17 protein-coding genes are annotated in these 21,117 nt (G+C 55.3%); 12 read left to right on the plus strand and 5 right to left on the minus strand.

Annotation, left to right across the window (positions count from 1 at the left end):
• Window position 1: 1 nt before the first annotated feature.
• From nuoF to AC2LB6_RS11080, 10 genes are all read left to right on the plus strand, one after another.
• Complete coding sequence (gene nuoF / locus AC2LB6_RS11035; RefSeq protein ID WP_490093589.1) at window positions 2-1,342, plus strand: NADH-quinone oxidoreductase subunit NuoF; 1,341 nt, start codon at window positions 2-4, stop codon at window positions 1,340-1,342.
• 112 nt (window positions 1,343-1,454) lie between these two features.
• Window positions 1,455-4,178, plus strand: a complete 2,724-nt coding sequence (nuoG, locus tag AC2LB6_RS11040) for an NADH-quinone oxidoreductase subunit NuoG (RefSeq protein ID WP_490093524.1) — start codon at window positions 1,455-1,457, stop codon at window positions 4,176-4,178.
• Window positions 4,175-5,152, plus strand: a complete 978-nt coding sequence (gene nuoH, locus AC2LB6_RS11045; RefSeq protein WP_003854240.1) for an NADH-quinone oxidoreductase subunit NuoH — start codon at window positions 4,175-4,177, stop codon at window positions 5,150-5,152. Before nuoG ends, nuoH begins: the two co-directional genes overlap by 4 nt.
• A gap of 11 nt (window positions 5,153-5,163) precedes the next feature.
• Window positions 5,164-5,706 (plus strand): NADH-quinone oxidoreductase subunit NuoI, encoded by a 543-nt coding sequence (nuoI, locus tag AC2LB6_RS11050; protein WP_003854239.1) that lies wholly within the window; start codon window positions 5,164-5,166, stop codon window positions 5,704-5,706.
• A gap of 10 nt (window positions 5,707-5,716) precedes the next feature.
• Entirely contained in the window at window positions 5,717-6,268 is a 552-nt protein-coding gene (gene nuoJ, locus AC2LB6_RS11055) for an NADH-quinone oxidoreductase subunit J (RefSeq protein WP_003854237.1), read from the plus strand.
• Window positions 6,265-6,567: an NADH-quinone oxidoreductase subunit NuoK gene (nuoK, locus tag AC2LB6_RS11060; protein WP_003854236.1), complete on the plus strand. Its 303-nt coding sequence runs from the start codon at window positions 6,265-6,267 to the stop codon at window positions 6,565-6,567. The genes nuoJ and nuoK overlap by 4 nt, the downstream gene beginning before the upstream one ends.
• Window positions 6,564-8,399 (plus strand): NADH-quinone oxidoreductase subunit L, encoded by a 1,836-nt coding sequence (gene nuoL, locus AC2LB6_RS11065; RefSeq protein ID WP_490093525.1) that lies wholly within the window; start codon window positions 6,564-6,566, stop codon window positions 8,397-8,399. Before nuoK ends, nuoL begins: the two co-directional genes overlap by 4 nt.
• Window positions 8,400-8,605: 206 nt before the next feature.
• Window positions 8,606-10,126, plus strand: coding sequence for an NADH-quinone oxidoreductase subunit M (gene nuoM / locus AC2LB6_RS11070; RefSeq protein ID WP_090959210.1), 1,521 nt, complete (start codon window positions 8,606-8,608; stop codon window positions 10,124-10,126).
• Window positions 10,127-10,132: 6 nt separating this feature from the next.
• Complete coding sequence (gene nuoN, locus AC2LB6_RS11075) at window positions 10,133-11,590, plus strand: NADH-quinone oxidoreductase subunit NuoN (RefSeq protein ID WP_013358569.1); 1,458 nt, start codon at window positions 10,133-10,135, stop codon at window positions 11,588-11,590.
• Between the two features lie 123 nt (window positions 11,591-11,713).
• On the plus strand, window positions 11,714-12,172 hold the full coding sequence (locus tag AC2LB6_RS11080) for a GNAT family N-acetyltransferase (protein ID WP_490093526.1): 459 nt from the start codon (window positions 11,714-11,716) through the stop codon (window positions 12,170-12,172).
• A gap of 32 nt (window positions 12,173-12,204) precedes the next feature.
• Here AC2LB6_RS11080 and AC2LB6_RS11085 read toward each other — a convergent pair whose 3' ends face one another.
• Window positions 12,205-13,863: a glucan biosynthesis protein D gene (locus AC2LB6_RS11085; RefSeq protein ID WP_490093527.1), complete on the minus strand. Its 1,659-nt coding sequence runs from the start codon at window positions 13,861-13,863 to the stop codon at window positions 12,205-12,207.
• A gap of 335 nt (window positions 13,864-14,198) precedes the next feature.
• Between AC2LB6_RS11085 and elaB the strand changes: the two genes are divergently transcribed.
• Window positions 14,199-14,510: a stress response protein ElaB gene (gene elaB / locus AC2LB6_RS11090; RefSeq protein ID WP_490093590.1), complete on the plus strand. Its 312-nt coding sequence runs from the start codon at window positions 14,199-14,201 to the stop codon at window positions 14,508-14,510.
• A gap of 242 nt (window positions 14,511-14,752) precedes the next feature.
• Window positions 14,753-15,949 (plus strand): nicotinamide mononucleotide deamidase-related protein YfaY, encoded by a 1,197-nt coding sequence (locus tag AC2LB6_RS11095; protein ID WP_490093528.1) that lies wholly within the window; start codon window positions 14,753-14,755, stop codon window positions 15,947-15,949.
• A 140-nt stretch (window positions 15,950-16,089) separates the two neighbouring features.
• Here AC2LB6_RS11095 and yfaE read toward each other — a convergent pair whose 3' ends face one another.
• The 4 genes from yfaE to ubiG all read right to left on the minus strand — a co-directional run bounded on the left by yfaE (window position 16,090) and on the right by ubiG (window position 21,073).
• The gene (yfaE, locus tag AC2LB6_RS11100; protein ID WP_490093529.1) at window positions 16,090-16,350 is read right to left on the minus strand and encodes a class I ribonucleotide reductase maintenance protein YfaE; all 261 of its coding nucleotides are present in this window, start codon (window positions 16,348-16,350) and stop codon (window positions 16,090-16,092) included.
• A 2-nt stretch (window positions 16,351-16,352) separates the two neighbouring features.
• Entirely contained in the window at window positions 16,353-17,483 is a 1,131-nt protein-coding gene (gene nrdB, locus AC2LB6_RS11105; protein WP_003854217.1) for a class Ia ribonucleoside-diphosphate reductase subunit beta, read from the minus strand.
• A 72-nt stretch (window positions 17,484-17,555) separates the two neighbouring features.
• Window positions 17,556-19,841, minus strand: coding sequence for a class 1a ribonucleoside-diphosphate reductase subunit alpha (gene nrdA / locus AC2LB6_RS11110; RefSeq protein ID WP_490093530.1), 2,286 nt, complete (start codon window positions 19,839-19,841; stop codon window positions 17,556-17,558).
• 506 nt (window positions 19,842-20,347) lie between these two features.
• The gene (gene ubiG, locus AC2LB6_RS11115; protein ID WP_490093531.1) at window positions 20,348-21,073 is read right to left on the minus strand and encodes a bifunctional 2-polyprenyl-6-hydroxyphenol methylase/3-demethylubiquinol 3-O-methyltransferase UbiG; all 726 of its coding nucleotides are present in this window, start codon (window positions 21,071-21,073) and stop codon (window positions 20,348-20,350) included.
• Window positions 21,074-21,117: the final 44 nt, after the last annotated feature.

The following is a 21,117-nucleotide window of genomic DNA, read 5'->3' on the forward strand; positions in this document are numbered from 1 at the left end:
AATTAAACAGATCATTCGTACTGCTGAAACCCATCCGCTGACCTGGCGGATGCGTGACGACAAGCAACCTGTCTGGCTTGATGAATACCGCAGCAAAAACGGCTATGCAGGTGCGGAAAAAGCGCTGAAAAGCATGTCACAGGATGACATCGTCGCAGCAGTGAAAGATTCCGGCCTGAAAGGGCGTGGCGGTGCAGGCTTCTCTACGGGTTTAAAGTGGAGCCTGATGCCGAAAGATGAGTCGATGAACATCCGTTACCTGCTGTGTAACGCCGATGAAATGGAGCCAGGCACCTATAAAGATCGCCTGTTGATGGAGCAGATGCCTCACCAGCTGGTGGAAGGCATGCTGATCAGTGCCTTTGCGCTGAAGGCCTACCGAGGCTATATCTTCTTACGTGGTGAATACATTGAAGCGGCGGTGCATCTGCGCCGTGCGATTGCTGAAGCGACGGAAGCCGGCTATCTCGGTAAAAATATTCTCGGTACCGGCTTCGACTTTGAGCTGATCGTCCACACTGGTGCAGGTCGTTATATCTGCGGTGAAGAGACGGCACTGATTAACTCACTGGAAGGCCGTCGTGCGAACCCGCGCTCCAAGCCGCCATTCCCGGCGAGTGCAGGCGCGTGGGGCAAACCGACCTGCGTGAACAACGTAGAAACCCTCTCCAATGTCCCGGCGATTCTGGCCAACGGCGTGGAGTGGTACAAAAACATCTCTAAAAGCGAAGATGCCGGTACCAAAATGATGGGCTTCTCCGGACGGGTTAAAAATCCCGGCGTCTGGGAGCTGCCATTCGGTATCACCGCACGTGAAATCCTGGAAGATTATGCGGGCGGCATGCGTGACGGACTGAAGTTCAAAGCCTGGCAGCCCGGCGGCGCAGGGACCGACTTCCTGACCGACCAGCACCTGGATCTGCCGATGGAATTTGCCAGCATCGGCAAAGCAGGCAGCCGTCTGGGTACGGCGCTGGCGATGGCCGTCGATCACGAGATCAACATGGTCTCGCTGGTACGTAACCTGGAAGAGTTCTTTGCCCGTGAGTCGTGCGGCTGGTGTACACCGTGTCGCGATGGCCTGCCGTGGAGCGTTAAAATTCTGCGTGCGCTGGAGCAGAAGCAGGGTCAGCCAGGCGATATCGAAACCTTACTGCAACTCTGCCGTCAGCTTGGCCCGGGTAAAACCTTCTGTGCGCATGCGCCAGGTGCGGTTGAGCCGCTGCAGAGTGCGATTAAATATTTCCGTGAAGAGTTTGAAGCTGGCATGGCACCGCAGGTGTTTGGCAATACCCGCGCCATTGGCGGTATCCAGCCAAACCTGCTGAAAGCGCGCTGGTAATTCACCAAAGAATACGGAACAGGCCTGGTGCCGCCGCCCCGACAACGTCGTGCGTCGGGGCAAGAATATGATTAACGCTCGTCTCTGACGAGCCTTACGGAAGCATGTCACTATGGCTACAATTCATGTAGACGGTAAAGAGTATGATGTGAACGGAGCGGACAACCTGCTACAGGCATGTCTCTCTCTGGGCCTTGATATTCCTTACTTTTGCTGGCATCCGGCGCTGGGAAGCGTTGGGGCCTGCCGCCAGTGTGCGGTAAAGCAATTCCAGAATGCCGAAGATACCCGCGGCCGTCTTGTCATGTCCTGCATGACACCGGCCTCTGACGGCACATTCATCTCCATCGATGATGGCGAAGCGAAAGAGTTCCGCGAAAGCGTGGTGGAGTGGCTGATGACCAACCACCCACACGACTGTCCGGTGTGTGAAGAGGGCGGTAACTGTCACCTGCAGGATATGACAGTAATGACCGGCCACAGCTTCCGCCGCTATCGCTTCACCAAACGTACTCACCGTAATCAGGATCTCGGTCCGTTCATCTCCCACGAGATGAACCGCTGTATCGCCTGTTACCGCTGTGTGCGTTACTACAAAGATTATGCCGATGGCAAAGATCTGGGTGTCTACGGCGCGCACGACAACGTCTACTTCGGTCGCCCGGAAGATGGCACGCTGGAGAGCGAATTCTCCGGCAACCTTGTTGAAATCTGCCCGACCGGCGTCTTCACCGACAAAACCCACTCCGAACGCTATAACCGTAAATGGGATATGCAGTTTGCACCGAGCATCTGCCAGCAGTGCAGTGTCGGCTGTAACACCAGCCCGGGTGAGCGTTATGGTGAGTTGCGCCGTATCGAAAACCGTTACAACGGCACCGTAAACCACTACTTCCTGTGTGACCGTGGCCGCTTTGGCTATGGCTACGTGAACCGCAAAGATCGTCCACGTCAGCCGATGCTGCTGCGCGGCAACGACTGGGTCACGCTGAACGCGGAGCAGGCGGTCAATGCCGGTGCAGATTTGCTGCGTCAGGCGAAGAAAGTGATCGGTATCGGCTCGCCGCGTGCCAGCATTGAAAGTAACTTCGCCCTGCGTGAACTGGTGGGTGCAGAGAACTTCTCAACCGGCATGCCAGCGGACGAGCAGGCCCGTCTTGAACTGATGCTCAACGTCCTGCGCGAGGGCGGAATCTATACGCCATCGCTGCGTGAAATTGAAAGCTACGATGCGGTGCTGGTGTTGGGTGAAGACCTGACACAGGTTGGCGCACGTGTGGCACTCTCTGTTCGCCAGGCCGTGAAAGGCAAAGCGCGTGATATGGCCGCTGCGCAGAAAGTCGCAGACTGGCAGATCGCCGCCATCATGAACATTGGTCAGAACGCGAAACATCCGCTGTTTGTTACCCACGTTGATGAAACCCGTCTGGATGATATCGCGGCATGGAGCTACCGTGCGCCGGTTGAAGATCAGGCGCGCCTTGGCTTCGCTATCGCCAGTGCGCTGGATGAATCTGCGCCAGCGGTCACCGATTTCGACAGCAAGCTCAATGGAAAAATGGATGTTGTCGTTCAGGCGCTGGCCGGAGCGAAAAAGCCATTAATCATCTCCGGTACTCACTCAGGCAGCAGCGCAGTCATTGAAGCAGCGGCTAACGTGGCGAAAGCCCTGAAAGCACGCGGTGCAGATGTCGGCATTACTTTGCTGGCAGGTCACGCCAACAGCATCGGTCTGGGCATGATCGGCGGTAATCCGCTGGAGCATGCGCTGGAGCAGCTGAGCAACGGTGAAGCCGATGCGCTGGTGGTTCTGGAAAATGACCTCTATCGCCATGCACCGAAAGCCGTGGTGGATGCGGCGCTGGCTCAGACCACAAACGTCATTGTGGTTGATCATCAGCGTACTGCGACGCTCGAGAAAGCGGGTCTGGTTTTATCAACCGCCAGCTTCGCTGAAAGTGATGGCACCTCGATTAACCATGAAGGCCGCGCACAGCGTTTCTTCCAGGTTTACGATCCTGCCTATTACGACAACAACATTGTGATGCTGGAAAGCTGGCGCTGGCTGCACTCGCTACACAGCACGCTGGAAAGCCGTCATGTGGACTGGACGCAGCTCGATCACGTGATCGATGCCGTGGTTACCCGCCTGCCACAGCTGGCGGGTATCAAAGAAGCGGCACCTGATGCGAGCTTCCGCATTCGTGGTCAGAAACTGGCGCGTTCTCCGAACCGTAACAGTGGACGAACTGCGATGCGCGCGAATATCAGCGTTCACGAACCGCGTCAGCCACAGGATCAGGACACCATGTTCGCCTTCTCAATGGAAGGGAACAACCAGCCATCGGCTCCGCGTTCGCAGATTCCATTCGCCTGGGCACCAGGCTGGAACTCACCGCAGGCGTGGAATAAGTTCCAGGTTGAAGTGGGCGGCAAACTGCGTCATGGCGATCCAGGCGTGCGCCTGTTTGAAGCAAGCGCCAGTGAGTTGCCGTGGTTCACGACCGTTCCTGCCGCGTTTGTCAGTGATGCGCAGTGGCGTGTGGCACCTCTCCACCGGTTGTTCGGTAGCGAAGAGATGTCACAGCGTTCACCGGTCTTCCAGCAGCGTATGGCGGAGCCTGCTCTGGTGATTAACCCGGAGGATGCAGCGAAACTGGGCGTCAACAATGGCGCGGCGGTTGAGTTCAGCTGTGCCGGTGAGACAGTCCGTCTGCCGGTCCGTTTCTCGGCGTCACTGCAGGCGGGACAGATTGGTCTGCCGCTGGGTATGCCGGGCGTTCCGCCATTCCTGGCGAACGGTAAAATCGACACTCTGCAGGAGGCGGCGCAATGAGCTGGTTAACACCGGACGTTATCGACATTCTGCTGGCCATTGTTAAAGCCATTGTGATTCTGCTAGTGGTTGTGGCCTGCGGCGCGTTCATGAGCTTCGCCGAGCGTCGTCTGCTCGGCCTGTTCCAGAACCGTTACGGACCCAACCGCGTAGGCTGGGGCGGCTCGCTCCAGCTGGTCGCTGACATGATCAAAATGTTCTTCAAAGAGGACTGGGTCCCGCCGTTTACCGACCGCTTTATCTTTACCCTTGCGCCGGTTATCGCCTTTGTTTCACTGCTGCTGGCCTTTGCTATCGTGCCGGTTTCGCCAACCTGGATGGTGACAGACCTGAATATCGGTCTGCTGTTCTTCCTGATGATGGCGGGCCTTGCGGTCTACGCGGTACTGTTTGCTGGCTGGTCGAGTAACAACAAATACTCGCTGCTGGGCGCAATGCGCGCCTCGGCGCAGACCCTGAGCTACGAAGTGTTCCTGGGTCTGTCGCTGATGGGTGTGGTGGCGCAGGCGGGCTCGTTCAACATGAATGATATCGTCAACAGCCAGACGCATCTGTGGAACATCATTCCGCAGTTCTTCGGTTTCGTGACCTTCTGTATTGCTGGCGTGGCGGTGTGTCACCGTCATCCGTTTGACCAGCCAGAAGCGGAGCAGGAACTGGCAGACGGTTATCACATTGAATATGCCGGTATGAAGTTCGGCCTGTTCTTTGTCGGCGAATATGTGGCGATTACCACCGTTTCAGCGCTGATCGTAACGCTGTTCTTTGGTGGCTGGCACGGACCTTTCCTGCCGCCGTTCATCTGGTTCGCCCTGAAAACGGCGTTCTTTATGATGATGTTCATCCTGATTCGTGCTGCGCTTCCGCGTCCACGCTACGACCAGGTGCTGTCATTCGGCTGGAAAGTGTGTCTGCCGTTGACGCTGTTGAACCTGCTGGCGACTGCCGCAGTGATTCTCTACACAGCGCCGTAAGGGGTTAACAAATGACTTTGAAAGATATTGTCGTAGGCTTTGGCACGACAGTTCGCAGTATCTGGCTGATAGGGCTACACGCCTTCGCCAAACGTGAAACTCAGATGTACCCGGAAGAGCCGGTTTATCTGCCACCACGCTATCGTGGCCGTATCGTGTTAACCCGCGATCCGGATGGTCAGGAGCGTTGCGTCGCCTGTAACCTGTGTGCGGTTGCCTGTCCGGTTGGCTGTATTTCACTGCAGAAAGCAGAAACCAAAGATGGCCGTTGGTACCCGGAGTTCTTCCGTATCAACTTCTCACGTTGCATCTTCTGCGGCATGTGTGAAGAAGCCTGTCCGACAACGGCGATTCAGCTGACTCCCGATTTCGAACTGGGTGAGTTTAAGCGTCAGGATCTGGTGTATGAGAAGGACGATCTGCTGATTTCGGGACCGGGTAAATATCCGGAGTACAACTTCTACCGCATGGCAGGTATGGCGATTGACGGTAAAGATAAGGGCGAAGCGGAAAACGAAGCTAAGCCTATCGACGTCAAAGGCTTATTACCTTAAGGAGCAAGGCATGGAATTTGCGTTTTATCTTTGCGGACTGGTGGCGGTGCTGACGACGTTGCGCGTCATTACCCACACTAATCCGGTACATGCGTTGCTGTACCTGATCGTTTCGCTGCTATCGATCGCGGGCGTCTTTTTCTCGATGGGTGCCTATTTTGCCGGTGCGCTGGAGATTATCGTTTACGCCGGTGCCATCATGGTGCTGTTCGTCTTCGTGGTCATGATGCTGAATCTGGGCAAACAGACAGAGAAGCAGGAGCGTGAGTGGCTCAGCCCTTCATTGTGGATTGGTCCGGGCATCGTTTCATTGCTGCTGCTGGTCGTGATGATCTACGCCATCCTGACGGCGAATGATCAGGGCATTGATGGCACCATCATCGACGCCAAAGCGGTCGGCATTAGCCTGTTTGGTCCTTATGTACTGGCGGTTGAACTGGCCTCCATGCTGCTGCTGGCAGGTCTGGTCGTGGCGTTCCATATCGGTCGTGAAGAGCGTCAGGGTGAAGTCCTGAGTAACCGTAATGCTGACGCCGCTCAGGTGAAAAAGGAGAACGCATGATCCCGTTACAACATGGATTGATTCTTGCTGCCGTGCTGTTTGTCCTTGGACTGACGTCGCTGGTGATACGCCGTAATCTGCTGTTTATGCTGATCGGCCTTGAAATCATGATCAACGCCGCCGCCTTAGCCCTGGTGGTTGCCGGGAGCTATTGGGGTCAGGCCGATGGACAGGTGATGTATATCCTGGCGATCAGCCTGGCAGCAGCGGAAGCCAGTATTGGTCTGGCACTGCTGCTTCAGCTCTATCGTCGTCGTCAGACGCTGAACATTGATACTGTGAGCGAGATGCGCGGATGAATCTTCTCTATTTAACTGTCTTGTTTCCGCTGATCGGCTTTCTGCTGTTAGCGTTTTCCCGCGGTCGCTGGTCAGAGAACCTGTCGGCCACGGTAGGTATGGGATCGGTGGGTCTGGCGGCCCTGACTACGGCAATGATCGGTTTCGAGTTCTTCGCCAATGGTCAGCAAGCCTACACCCAGTCACTCTGGACCTGGATGCATGTCGGCAACTTCGACATGAAGGTGAACCTGACGCTGGATGGTCTGTCACTGACCATGCTGTCGGTCGTGACCGGTGTCGGCTTCTTCATTCACATGTTCGCCTCCTGGTATATGCGTGGAGAAGAGGGCTACTCCCGCTTCTTCGCCTACACCAACCTGTTTATCGCCAGCATGGTTGTTCTGGTGCTGGCCGATAACCTGATGCTGATGTATCTGGGCTGGGAAGGGGTAGGGCTTTGCTCTTATCTGCTGATCGGTTTCTACTACAGCAATCCTGAAAACGGCAAAGCGGCGATGAAAGCCTTCATCATCACCCGCGTGGGCGACGTCTTCCTGGCATTCGGCCTGTTCATCCTTTACAACGAACTCGGCACGCTGAACTTCCGCGAAATGATGGAACTGGCTCCGGCGCACTTTGCCGCAGATAACCATATGCTGCAGTGGGCAACGCTGATGCTGCTGGGTGGCGCGGTCGGTAAATCGGCACAGCTGCCGTTACAGACCTGGCTGGCAGATGCGATGGCGGGTCCGACACCGGTTTCAGCACTGATCCACGCCGCGACCATGGTGACGGCGGGTGTTTACCTGATTGCCCGCAGCCACGGTCTCTTCCTGCTGACGCCGGAAGTGCTGCATCTGGTCGGAATCATCGGGGCAATTACCCTGGTACTGGCAGGCTTTGCCGCGCTGGTACAGACCGATATCAAACGTGTTCTCGCTTACTCCACCATGAGCCAGATTGGCTATATGTTCCTGGCGCTGGGTGTTCAGGCGTGGGATGCGGCGATTTTCCATCTGATGACGCACGCCTTCTTTAAAGCATTACTGTTCCTCTCTTCGGGTTCAGTGATTCTGGCCTGCCATCACGAGCAGAACATCTTCAAAATGGGTGGCCTGCGTAAGAGCATTCCGCTGGTCTACACCTGCTTCCTGGTAGGCGGCGCGGCGCTGGCGGCACTGCCGCTGATTACGGCGGGCTTCTACAGTAAAGATGAGATTCTGTTTGGCGCACTGGCTAACGGCCACATCAACCTGATGGTTGCGGGGCTGGTAGGGGCGTTCCTGACCTCAATCTATACCTTCCGCATGATCTTCATCGTGTTCCATGGCGAAGAGAAAATTCATGCGCACGCCGGTAAAGGCATTACCCATCATCTGCCGCTGATTGTGCTGCTGCTGCTTTCTACCTTTATTGGTGCGCTGATTACGCCACCGCTGGCGGGTGTACTGCCAGCCAATGAATTTGGCGAAGCAGGCAAAGTGGGACTGGAAATCACCTCGGGCGTCGTAGCGATTGTCGGCATTCTGATTGCTGCCGCGCTGTGGCTGGGCAAACGTGAGCTGGTGACCCGTATCGCAAACAGTGCGCCAGGCCGTTTCTTCGGCACCTGGTGGTTTGCGGCCTGGGGCTTCGACTGGCTCTACGATAAAGTGTTCGTCAAACCTTACCTGGGTATTGCGTGGCTGCTGAAGCGCGACCCACTCAATGGCCTGATGAACCTGCCTGCGCTGCTGTCGCGCATTGCCAACAAAGGCCTGGTAGTTAGTGAGAATGGCTACCTGCGCTGGTACGTTGCGTCAATGAGCCTGGGTGCCGTGCTGGTGCTGGCTCTGCTGCTGGTGATTTAAAGATTGATGAGCGGGGTGAGTTCGCTCACCCCAATGAAGAATGTCAAAATAACCTGAGTAATGAGCGTTATCGTCGTAGCCAGTTTCATCACCGCCAGCGCACAGCAAACCGCAGCATACCGAGGTATGTGAGGATTGCGAGCACTGCCGGGGTTGAAAATGGCAAGTAAGATAGCTCAGAAAAGGAAATATAAGGGAAGTGTGCCGTGTTATTACCTTGGCTAATTATCATACCCTTCGTCGGCGGTCTGATCTGCTGGCTCACTGAGCGCCTTGGCGCGAAGGTGCCACGCTGGATCGCGCTGATCACTATGGGGCTGACGTTGGCGCTTTCGCTGCAACTCTGGTTGCAGGGAGGCTATTCACTGACGCAGGCAGCGGGCATTCCGCAGTGGCAGTCAAGTTTCTCCGTTCCGTGGATCCCACGCTTCGGCATCAGCTTCCATTTAGCCATTGATGGCCTGTCGCTGCTGATGGTGGTGCTGACCGGCCTGCTTGGTCTGATGGCGGTGCTTTGTTCCTGGAATGAGATTTCAAAGTATCAGGGCTTCTTCCATCTGAACCTGATGTGGATACTGGGCGGCGTGATCGGTGTGTTCCTCTCCATCGACCTGTTCCTGTTCTTCTTCTTCTGGGAAATGATGCTGGTGCCGATGTACTTCCTCATCGCGCTCTGGGGTCATAAAGCATCGGACGGTAAAACCCGTATCTCCGCCGCGACCAAATTCTTCATCTACACCCAGGCTTCAGGTCTGGTGATGCTGATTGCGATCCTGGGCCTGGTGTTTGTCCACTACAACGCGACCGGCGTCTGGACATTCAGCTACGAGCAGCTTCTGAAGACGCCAATGTCGAGCGGGGTTGAATATCTGCTGATGCTGGGCTTCTTTATCGCCTTTGCGGTGAAGATGCCGGTAGTGCCGTTGCATGGCTGGCTGCCAGATGCGCACAGTCAGGCGCCCACGGCCGGTTCTGTCGACCTGGCGGGTATCCTGCTAAAAACAGCAGCTTACGGCTTACTGCGTTTCAGCCTGCCGCTGTTCCCGAACGCGTCAGCCGAGTTTGCGCCGATCGCCATGTGGCTGGGCATCATCGGTATCTTCTACGGTGCCTGGATGGCTTTCTCGCAGACCGATATCAAACGTCTGATTGCTTATACCTCCATTTCGCACATGGGCTTTGTGCTGATTGCCATCTACACCGGCAGCCAGCTGGCGCTGCAGGGTGCGGTGATTCAGATGATTGCGCACGGTCTGTCCGCTGCGGCACTGTTCATTCTGTGTGGTCAGCTTTACGAGCGCCTGCATACCCGTGACATGCGTCAGATGGGGGGCCTGTGGTCGCGCATCAAGTGGATTCCGGGTCTGTCGCTGTTCTTTGCTGTCGCCAATCTCGGTATGCCAGGCACCGGTAACTTTGTCGGCGAATTTATGATTCTGACCGGCAGCTTCCAGGTGGTGCCGATGATTATCATCATCGCGACCTTTGGTCTGGTGTTCGCTTCGATTTACTCGCTGGTGATGATGCAGCGCGCTTACTACGGCGAAGCGAAATCGAAAGATCCGCTGCCAGGCATGTCACCGCGTGAGTTTATGACCATCGGTGTTCTGGTTGTGCTGCTGGTGCTGCTGGGCGTCTATCCACAGCCGATTCTGGATACTTCGCACGCTGCCATGAGCAATATTCAGCAGTGGTTTACCGCTTCAATTTCAACTACAAGGCCGTAATTCGCCATGACAATAACTCCTCACCAATTGATTGCGTTGCTACCGCTGTTAATCGTCGGATTGACGGTGGTGGTTGTGATGCTGTCCATTGCCTGGCGACGCAACCACTTCGTTAACGCCACGCTAACGGTAGTTGGCCTGAACCTGGCGCTGCTCTCGCTCTATTTTGTCGGTCAGGTCGGGGCAATGGATGTCACGCCGCTGCTGCGCGTCGATGGCTATTCGATGTTTTATACCGCGCTGGTGATGCTGGCGAGCCTGGCGACCTGTACCTTTGCCTATCCATGGCTGGCGGGTTACCCGGACAACAAAGATGAGTTCTACCTGCTGGTGCTGATTGCGGCGCTGGGAGGTATCGTGCTGGCCAGTGCTAACCATCTGGCTTCGCTGTTCATCGGCATTGAGCTGTTGTCGCTGCCTCTGTTTGGTCTGATTGGCTACGCTTTCCGTCAGAAACGTTCGCTGGAAGCGGCGCTGAAATACACCATTCTTTCAGCGGCAGCCTCCTCGTTCCTGCTGTTTGGTATTGCGCTGATCTACGCCGACTCCGGTAATCTGAGCTTCGTGGCGCTGGGTCAGAGCCTGACGGACAGCATGATTCACGAGCCACTGCTGCTGGTGGGTCTGGGCATGATGATCATCGGTCTGGGCTTCAAGCTCTCGCTGGTTCCGTTCCACCTCTGGACTCCCGATGTTTATCAGGGTGCGCCTGCGCCGGTTTCAACCTTCCTGGCTACTGCCAGCAAGATTGCGATCTTCGGTGTCATCATGCGTCTGTTCATGTACGCGCCGGTGACCGACAGCGAAGCGGTGCGAACAGTGCTGGCCATGATCGCCTTTGTGTCGATTCTGTTCGGTAACCTGATGGCGATTTCGCAGAGCAACATCAAGCGTCTGCTGGGTTACTCCTCTATCGCCCACCTCGGTTATCTGCTGGTGGCGCTGATTGCGGTGAAAGATCATCAGCTGTCGCTGGAAACCTCAGGTGTTTACCTGGCCGGTTATCTGTTCAGCAGCCTGGGCGCCTTTGGTGTGGTGAGCCTGATGTCCAGCCCGTATCGTGGCCCGGATGCCGATTCACTCTACTCTTATCGTGGTCTGTTCTGGCATCGTCCTGTCCTGTCAGCTGTGATGACAGTGATGATGCTGTCGCTGGCGGGTATCCCGATGACGCTGGGCTTTATCGGTAAATTCTACGTGATCGCTTCAGGTGTGAGTGCACACCTGTGGTGGCTCACCGGTGCTGTGGTAGCGGGTAGTGCGATTGGCCTCTACTATTATCTGCGCGTGACGGTGAGTCTGTATCTTAGCCCGCCGGAACTGCATACCCGTGATACCCCGGCTAACTGGGCATTTACGGCCGGTGGTGTAGTGGTCCTGATCTCTGCCATTCTGGTGCTGCTGTTAGGTGTCTACCCGCAGCCGCTCATCAGACTGGTGCAGATGGCTCAGCCACTGATGTAAGCAGATGACAGCAATTGATGAATCAGGCCTTCGGGCCTGATTTTTCTTGCCTGTCAGACGAGGTCACCAGCAGGTGCTGGCAACACCGCGCTGATGTAGAGTGTGTGGTTTAAAGGAGAGACCATGAACATTGACTGGCAGGACAAACACCATAGCGAACTTACCGCCCCGGAACTCTATGCGCTGCTGGCGTTGCGCAGTGCGGTGTTTGTGGTGGAACAGCAGTGTGCTTACCTTGATGTGGATGGCAAAGATTTGCAGGCGGAAAACCGGCATCTTCTGGGCATGGCGGATGAACAGCTGGTGGCCTATGCGCGACTTATCACGCCAGAGGATAGGACAAGCCCGGTGAAAATCGGACGGGTGATCGTTTCAGATCGGGTTCGTGGTGCGCGTCTGGGCAATCGTCTGATGGAGCAGGCGATCAGCAGTTGTCAGCAGCACTGGCCAGGCCGTGACATGTTTCTCTCCGCTCAGGCACATCTGGAAAACTTCTATGGGCAGCATGGCTTTGTGGCGGTGGGTGAGAACTATCTGGAAGATGGTATTCCGCACGTCGATATGCTGAAGAACGCGCCATAAAAAAAGCGAGGCCTGAGCCTCGCCTTTTTTCATCAACCTACCGTCATCTGACGGTCATCGACATATTTGCGCTGATCCGGCGCAGGCGGGAAATACTGATAAAGCCAGGTTTCACTCAGCGTCTCATCCTTGCTGCGCAGGAACAGACGCATCTCTACCGGCTGGGTGGAATCGCTGTTCGGATACCAGTCAAACAGGATGCGGTATCCCTTGAGCGGATCGACATACAGAATCTCAACCTGCTTCACGCTTCCGGATGAAACGGTAATCACCGGTTCAATGCCTTTCGACGCCGCAGCCTGCAAATCCCCACCAATAAAATCGATGGCGAAGCGGCGGCACCAGGTTTCCGGGAAGTGTTCGCCAGGCGCCCAGCCTTCCGGGAAACCACCAATACCGGTACGGGTCGCATCCACGCGCGCCAGACCGCTACGTACTGGCGGCAGACCACTCCAGTAGAGCTTGTAGGAGAAGTTCAGCTCGCTACCCGCTTTGACCGGCTCAGCCGGTTGCCAGAAGCAGACCACGTTATCCAGCGTTTCACCGGTAGTCGGGATCTCCATCAGGTTAATCGCGCCTTTGCCCCACTTGCCGACCGGCTCAACCCACAGGCTCGGACGTTTGTCATACCAGCCAATCACATCCTGATAATCTTTGAAGTCGTGATTTAACTGCAGCAGGCCAAAGCCACGCGGATTCTCATCTTCATAGGCATTGAACTGCAGACGCTGCGGATTATTCAGTGGGCGGGCAATCCATTCGCCTTTACCGGTCCACATCGCCAGACGGTCGGAGTCGTGGATCTGCGGATGGTAGGTGTTGCACATGCGGCGTTCGTTGGTGCCGCAGCTGAACATGCTGGTCATTGGCGAGATGCCAATCTGACGAATCTCTTTACGTGCGAACAGGTGGTTCTCCACCTCCATCACCACGCGTTTCTCTTCGCAATGGATGATGAACTTATAGGCACCGGTGACACTCGCACCATCCAACAGGGCATAGCAGGTAAAGGTGGTATCTTCCGCTTTTGGCGTTTCAAACCAGAAGGCGGTGAAATCGGGGAACTCTTCCTGGCCATTGCTGAAGGTGTTGATCGCGACACCACGCGCCGAGAGGCCGTACTGGTAAGTATCGTCAACTGCACGGAAGTAGCTTGCGCCCAGGAACGAGACGATATCGCGACGGGCAAGTTCCGGTTTTTTAAAAGCGCGGAAACCCGCGAAACCGAGGTCAGTTTTGCCCTCCAGCTGCCTGGTATCAACCTTCGCGTTGTTGTAGTTGAACAGCTCAGGGCGGAAGTGAATTTCGCGGGCCTGGCGGCTTTCGCCATCAACAGAGAACATGCGGATGCGCCGCTTGAAGCCCATACCGACATGGAAGAACTGCACGTCCAGTTGACGATCGGGCAGGTTGTTCCAGAGTGAGTGGTTGGCGTCATACTGAATTTCGTTGTACGCCTGCGGGGTCAGTGTGGCTAGCGTCTCCGGCAGCGCGCCTGGTGCACCGCCCCAGGGTTTTTTCGCCAGCGCAGCCGCGTTTTTCTTCAATACGTCGAAATCGAAGCGTACGGCGGTTCCGTCAGCAATGCCATCTTCTGCCCATGCGGATTGCGCAAACAGCGTTGACAGGCCGGTCATGCCGCTGACGGCAGAGAAGGCCATTGACGCTTTCATAAACATTCTTCGATTCATGCCAGAGATCATTCCTTAGCTGTTCGAGGGTGTCGTGACTGTTGTGCAAAATGCACTTTCATGGCCCGATAATCACAGGCAACAGAGGGGTACGACAGTAGGGTTACTGGAAAATTCAGTCACGACAAAATTTATCAGATTAATCAAAGAAGCGAAGCGAAATTCGGTGTTTGCCGCTGCGTCTTACACTTCTTTGCGCAGCGGAACGGCGCACCGCCTGCAGTGAGTCAGATTAACGGATGAAAAATCAGGTGATTCCTGGAGCAGGAAATCAGCAGAGCGTCAGATTATGTCTATAGTTAATGGACTGCTTTGCAATTCACACGGAGGAAATGATGGTAAATCAGACAAATCAATTCGAATCGGGCCTCGATGACGATATTGCGTTACTGACCGAAACCCTGGAAGAAGTGCTTAAGGCATCAGGCGATCCGGCCGATCAGAAGTACATTGAGCTTAAAAGCAAAGCCGAACAGGCGCTGAACGATGTGAAAACCCGTGTCAGCCATGCGTCCGATAGTTACTACTATCGCGCTAAACAGGCTGCGTACCGTGCAGATGATTACGTGCACGAAAAACCGTGGCAGGGTGTTGGTATCGGCGCAACCGCCGGTCTGGTTCTGGGTCTGCTGCTGGCGCGTCGTTAATCGCGACTCGTTGTTTGAGTCTTAGCAGACATCAGCAGTAAAAAAGCGGTGGGGAAATCCCGCCGTTTTTATTGGTTTTTTAACGCGCTTAACATCCCCCTCCCTTTAATCCTGCTTCGCCCTGCTATCTTTTATGCGCAACGTGCTGCCCCAGGCGCAACGGTCACAATCACTGGTGATGCCGATTGTGTTTCGCGTGTGGACTTCCTACAGTTAAGCAAACGTCAAAAGGAGAACCCGATGTGATTAGAGTAGAGATGCTGTCGACCGGGGATGAGGTGCTGCATGGCCAAATCGTCGATACCAACGCAGCCTGGCTGGCGGACGTACTGTTCCAGCAGGGTTTACCGATGACCAGCCGCACCACGGTAGGGGATTCACTGGAATCGCTCATCGCCACGCTGCAGGCACGCAGTCATGAAGCCGATGTGCTGATTGTCAACGGCGGGCTGGGGCCAACCAGTGACGATCTCAGTGCGCTGGCAGCGGCCCGCGCCTGTGGGGTTGAACTGGAGATGCAGCAGGACTGGCTGGAACAGATGGAAGCCTGGTTCGCCAGCCGTGGACGGGTGATGGCCGCCAGCAATCGCAAGCAGGCTGAAATTCCGGCCAATGCGGAGCTGATTGATAATCCGGTCGGAACCGCCTGTGGCTTTGCCTTGCAACTCAACCGCTGCTGGATGTTCTTCACGCCTGGCGTGCCGTCTGAATTTAAAGTGATGGTTGAGCAGCAGATCATTCCCCGCCTGAAAGAAAAATTCTCGCCCCCCGAGCCGCCGATTTGTCTGCGGCTGACGACCTTTGGTCGCGGTGAAAGTGACATTGCCGCGGAACTGGAGCCGCTGGCGTTGCCGGAAGGCGTGGTGATGGGGTATCGCTCCTCGATGCCGATTATCGAGATCAAACTTACCGGCCCGGCCAGTCAGCGGGTGGCGATGGAGCAGATGTGGCAGCAGGTGCGTCTGTTACTGGCGGAGTGCACCATTTTTGAAGGTACTGAAGGCTTACCGGCGCTACTGGCTCGTGAGCTGGAGCAGCGCGGTGAGCAGCTGGCGGTCAGCGAGCAATACACCGCCGGGCTGCTTTACTGGCAACTGGCAGCTGCCAGTGTGCCGTTGCGTGGCGCTGACATCCTGCCTGCCCGGCAGGAGACGCTGGAGCAGCAGGTGACACGCACTCGCGATCTTGCCGCGCAGCAGCAGGCAGCGCTGGCGCTCTCTGTTGGCAGCCTTGAACAGGAAGAGATTTCGGTGGCGCTGCATACGCCGGATGGCAGTTTTGGTCAGCGCGTGAAGTTCAGCACCGGTCGCCATAATCTGGAGACGCGGCAGAAGGTGGTGGCGATGATGGCGATGAACATGCTGCGCCGCTGGTTACACGGCAGCGAAGTCAGCACCGGTTACGGCTGGATTGATGTGGTTGAAAGCGTCAGACAGTGATATCAGGAAAAACAAAATGGGCGCCAGAGGCGCCCGTTTTGTTTGTGACTGCGGATCAACCCCCTGCAGGGCCATTCTGGCAGCAATAAATAAGCTGATTCGATCTCGCAGCAAATCAAGCCAGACTTGTTCCACATCAGTTATAACTCAAGCTCGATCTCGCCTTTTGCTTTGCAGCAACAGGGCAGAATCTCATCCTGCTGCACAAAGGCCAGCGGCCGCTGTGGGTAATGCACTTCGCCTTTCAGCAGTCGCATCCTGCAGGAGCCGCAGTAACCTTCGCGGCACTGAAACTCTATGCAGACATTATTGGCTTCCAGCAGGGACAGCAGATTGGGGTGATCTTCTGCGCATTCCAGCCGGGTGCCGGAACTGCGCAGAATAACAACGTCGCGGCTCATGATTAAAGCTGGAAGTCGTCAAAGTCGTTAGCACCCACTTCAGAGTCGATCTGACCCACCAGATAGGAGCTCACTTCCACTTCCTGTGGCGCAACCTGCACGTTGTCAGAAACCAGCCAGGAGTTGATCCATGGAATCGGGTTAGAGCGCGTCTGGAAGGGCAGATCAAGGCCAACCGCCTGCATACGGATATTGGTGATGTACTCAATGTACTGGCAGAGGATGTCTTTGTTCAGGCCGATCATTGAACCGCCGCTGAACAGATATTCCGCCCACTCTTTCTCCTGCAGCGCGGCCTTCTTAAACAGCTCGAAGCACTCTTCACGGCACTCTGCCGCAATCTCTTTCATCTCTGGATCGTCTTCACCGCTGCGCAGCAGGTTCAGCATGTGCTGAGTGCCGGTCAGATGCAGCGCTTCATCGCGGGCGATCAGCTTGATGATTTTGGCGTTGCCTTCCATCAGCTCACGCTCGGCGAAAGCGAATGAACAGGCGAAGCTGACATAGAAACGGATTGCTTCCAGCGCATTGACGCTCATCAGACAGATATAGAGCTGCTTCTTCAGGGCGCGCAGGCTGACCACAACCTGTTTGTCATTGACCTTATGAGTGCCTTCGCCCAGCTGATGCCAGTAGTTGGTCATCTCAATCAGATCGTCGTAATAGCGTGAGATATCCTGGGCACGCGCCAGAATCTGCTCATTGGTGACGATATCGTCAAACACGACCGCCGGATCGTTAACGATATTACGGATGATATGGGTGTAAGAACGCGAGTGGATCGTCTCGGAGAACGCCCAGGTTTCAATCCAGGTTTCCAGCTCAGGAATCGAGATCAGCGGCAGCAGGGCGACGTTTGGACTACGACCCTGAATTGAATCCAGCAGCGTCTGATACTTCAGGTTGCTGATAAAGATATGCTTTTCGTGATCCGGCAGAGCCTGGTAGTCAATACGGTCGCGGGAGACATCAACCTCTTCCGGACGCCAGAAGAACGAGAGCTGCTTTTCGATCAGCTTTTCAAAGATGTCATATTTTTGCTGGTCGAAGCGCGCCACGTTGACTGACTGACCGAAAAACATCGGCTCTTTCAGCTGATCATTTTTATTCTGTGAGAAAGTGGAGTAAGCCATAAAAGTTGTCCAAAAGTAGACGAAGCCAGGCCTCGTGAAATGAATGAGGCGGGAGAATTTCCCGCCTGGCCATTAGATCTTACAGGCGCCGCTCTCGCAGCCATCATCCTGGATGGAAGGTGCCAGGTCATCCTGCGCATCTTCCGCACCGTCACGGGTGTTCTGATAGTAGAGCGTTTTTACGCCGAACTTGTACGCCGTCAGCAGATCTTTCAGCAGCTGTTTCATCGGCACTTTACCGTTGGCAAAGCGTGACGGATCGTAGTTGGTGTTGGACGAAATCGCCTGATCGATGAACTTCTGCATCAGACCCACCAGTTGCAGGTAGCCGTCGTTGTTCGGCATTTCCCACAGCAGTTCGTACTGGTCTTTCAGACGCTCATATTCCGGCACCACCTGACGCAGGATGCCATCTTTCGATGCTTTGATACTGATGTGGCCGCGAGGTGGCTCAATGCCGTTGGTGGCATTGGAGATCTGCGACGAAGTCTCAGACGGCATCAGCGCAGACAGGGTGGAGTTGCGCAGGCCGTGCGTTTTAATCTCTTCACGCAGGCTGTCCCAGTCGAGATGCAGCGGTTCATTGCTGATCGCGTCCAGATCTTTCTTGTAGGTGTCGATAGGCATAATGCCCTGCGCATAGGTGGTTTCATTGAACCACGGGCAGGCACCTTGCTCTTTCGCCAGCTCGTTTGAGGCTTTCAGCAGATAATACTGAATTGCTTCAAAGGTTTTGTGGGTCAGGCCATTGGCGCTTCCATCGGAGTAGCGCACACCATGCTTCGCAAGATAGTAGGCATAGTTGATGACGCCGATACCCAGGGTACGACGACCCATTGCGCCACGCTGTGCAGCCGGAATCGGGTAATCCTGATAATCGAGCAGCGCATCCAGCGCACGAACGGCCAGGGTAGCCAGCTCTTCCAGATCGTCGAGGCTTTCGATAGCACCGAGGTTGAACGCAGAGAGCGTACACAGGGCGATCTCACCGTTTTCGTCGTTAACATCTTCCAGCGGTTTGGTCGGCAGGGCGATTTCCAGGCAGAGGTTAGACTGGCGAACCGGCGCGATGCGCGGATCAAACGGGCTATGGGTGTTGCAGTGATCGACGTTCTGAATGTAGATACGGCCGGTTGAAGCGCGTTCCTGCATCATCAGCGAGAAGAGATCGACCGCTTTAACCCGCTGCTTGCGGATGCTCTGGTCCTGCTCATATTTGGTGTAGAGGCGTTCGAACTCATCCTGATCGGCGAAGAACGCATCATACAGGCCAGGCACATCAGACGGGCTGAACAGGGTGATATCTTCGCCTTTCAGCAGGCGCTGATACATCAGCTTGTTAAGCTGTACGCCGTAGTCCATGTGACGCACGCGGTTGCCTTCAACACCACGGTTGTTCTTCAGTACCAGCAGGCTTTCGATTTCCAGATGCCACATCGGGTAGAACAGCGTCGCTGCGCCGCCACGCACGCCGCCCTGAGAGCAGGACTTCACCGCAGTCTGGAAATGCTTGTAGAACGGGATACAGCCGGTGTGGAACGCTTCACCGCCGCGAATCGGGCTGCCCAGCGCACGGATACGACCGGCGTTGATGCCGATACCAGCACGCTGAGAGACATATTTCACAATCGCGCTGGAGGTGGCGTTGATGGAGTCCAGGCTGTCGCCGCACTCGATCAGCACACAGGAGCTGAACTGACGCGTCGGGGTACGCACGCCAGACATGATTGGCGTCGGCAGTGAGATTTTAAACGTTGAGATCGCATCATAGAAACGCTTGATGTAATCCATACGCGTGTCGCGCGGGTAGCCTGAGAACAGGCAGGCAGCGACCAGAATGTAGAGGAACTGCGCGCTCTCATAAATTTCACCTGAGACGCGGTTCTGCACCAGATATTTGCCTTCCAGCTGCTTCACTGCGGCATAGGAGAAGTTCATGTCACGCCAGTGGTCGAGGAACTCGTCCATCTGCGCGAACTCTTCCTGGCTGTAATCTTCCAGCAGGTGGCGATCATATTTGCCCATGTCGACCATCTTAACGACCTGGTCATAAAGCTTCGGCGGCTCAAACTGACCATACGCTTTTTTACGCAGGTGGAAGATCGCCAGGCGTGCAGCCAGGTACTGATAGTCAGGGGCATCGCGAGAGATGAGGTCTGCTGCGGCCTTGATGATGGTCTCATGAATGTCAGAGGTTCTGATTCCATCATAAAACTGAATGTGAGAGCGCAGTTCGACCTGTGAAACTGAGACATTGTTCAGCCCTTCAGCTGCCCAGTCCAGCACACGGTGAATTTTGTCGAGATCAATGCGCTCCTGGCGGCCATCGCGTTTAGTAACGAGCAGACTCTGGTTCATGTCGCGTATTTACCTTTGCGTGAGTATCCAAAAATTAAAAGAAATCCCGGTTTATACACAGCCTATTCATTGTGAATAATGTGTGGATAAACACTACATCTAGGGGGTGATAAGAAAAGTCATAACTACATGGGGGCATATTTTAGTATTTTACGGCCGCTTAACAAGAGCAAAAAATGATGGCTGGAGGGGTTGTAATTCTTGCGAAATTTCTTAGCCCACGCCTTGTAAGGCCTGGCAACATGTCAACCGGATCACACTTTTTTTTCTTATTATGATCGGGCGCGTGTTTCTTATTCAATCCTCACGATTCAGCGAAAAAACAGATGAAAAATGCGTAAAAGCCGCTAGCGGAGGGACAGCAACATTAATCGGACGAGGGCCTGATTGACGTAACCTATTGACAGCCATAAGAAGGCCTGTAACGCGGCAAGGGCAGCGACCACGCTGGCAGAAAGCGCGGGCAAAGGAAAAAGTGCCCGCCCGGATGCAGGCGGGCCGATTACTCAGACGGCGCGGTGGGTATGCACCATATAATTCACGTCAGTACCCGGGGCCAGTTTGAAGCGATTAGTCAATGGATTGTAGTGCAGGCCGATGATGTGCCGTTCACGCAGCGTCGTTTCATCGACCCAGCCCAGCAGTTCGGAAGGACGGATAAATTTCTTCACGTCATGGGTGCCGCGCGGCAGCATGCGGAGCACATATTCCGCGCCAAAGATCGCCAGAAGCCAGGCTTTGGGATTGCGGTTCAGCGTTGAGAAAAAGACTTCGCCACCGGGTTTGACCAGCTTCGCACAGGCGTGAATCACCGAGCGTGGATCCGGCACGTGCTCCAGCATCTCCATGCAGGTCACCACATCATATTTTCCGGCGTTCTGCTCCGCATGCTCTTCAACGGTCTGCTGCACGTAGTCCAGCGTCACGCCACTCTCCAGGGCATGCAGGCGCGCCACGGCCAGCGGTTCCGCACCCATATCCAGACCAGTCACTACAGCGCCTTCACGCGCCATGCTTTCGGATAAAATGCCGCCGCCGCATCCGACGTCGAGCACGGTTTTACCGAACAGACCATTGCTGTGCTGCGCGATGTAGCCCAGGCGCAGCGGGTTGATACGGTGCAACGGTTTAAATTCACCCTCCAGATCCCACCAGCGCGAGGCAACGGCCTCAAACTTGGCAATTTCCTGCGCATCGACGTTATGCTGATGATTCTGCGGTTGTGCATTCATTGAATCGTAACTCCTGACAAAATGTGCCCACAGTATAAACGCTT

It is taken from the genome of Pantoea sp. RCC30.1, assembly GCF_058148845.1.

Bases quoted from the DNA above. Each gene is read 5' to 3' on its own strand.
- nuoG (WP_490093524.1), top strand. From the start codon at position 1,455: ATGGCTACAATTCATGTAGACGGTAAAGAGTATGATGTGAACGGAGCG.
- nuoH (WP_003854240.1), top strand. From the start codon at position 4,175: ATGAGCTGGTTAACACCGGACGTTATCGACATTCTGCTGGCCATTGTT.
- nuoI (WP_003854239.1), top strand. From the start codon at position 5,164: ATGACTTTGAAAGATATTGTCGTAGGCTTTGGCACGACAGTTCGCAGT.
- nuoJ (WP_003854237.1), top strand. From the start codon at position 5,717: ATGGAATTTGCGTTTTATCTTTGCGGACTGGTGGCGGTGCTGACGACG.
- nuoK (WP_003854236.1), top strand. From the start codon at position 6,265: ATGATCCCGTTACAACATGGATTGATTCTTGCTGCCGTGCTGTTTGTC.
- nuoL (WP_490093525.1), top strand. From the start codon at position 6,564: ATGAATCTTCTCTATTTAACTGTCTTGTTTCCGCTGATCGGCTTTCTG.
- nuoN (WP_013358569.1), top strand. From the start codon at position 10,133: ATGACAATAACTCCTCACCAATTGATTGCGTTGCTACCGCTGTTAATC.
- AC2LB6_RS11080 (WP_490093526.1), top strand. From the start codon at position 11,714: ATGAACATTGACTGGCAGGACAAACACCATAGCGAACTTACCGCCCCG.
- AC2LB6_RS11085 (WP_490093527.1), bottom strand. From the start codon at position 13,863: ATGAATCGAAGAATGTTTATGAAAGCGTCAATGGCCTTCTCTGCCGTC.
- elaB (WP_490093590.1), top strand. From the start codon at position 14,199: ATGGTAAATCAGACAAATCAATTCGAATCGGGCCTCGATGACGATATT.
- yfaE (WP_490093529.1), bottom strand. From the start codon at position 16,350: ATGAGCCGCGACGTTGTTATTCTGCGCAGTTCCGGCACCCGGCTGGAA.
- nrdB (WP_003854217.1), bottom strand. From the start codon at position 17,483: ATGGCTTACTCCACTTTCTCACAGAATAAAAATGATCAGCTGAAAGAG.
- nrdA (WP_490093530.1), bottom strand. From the start codon at position 19,841: ATGAACCAGAGTCTGCTCGTTACTAAACGCGATGGCCGCCAGGAGCGC.
- ubiG (WP_490093531.1), bottom strand. From the start codon at position 21,073: ATGAATGCACAACCGCAGAATCATCAGCATAACGTCGATGCGCAGGAA.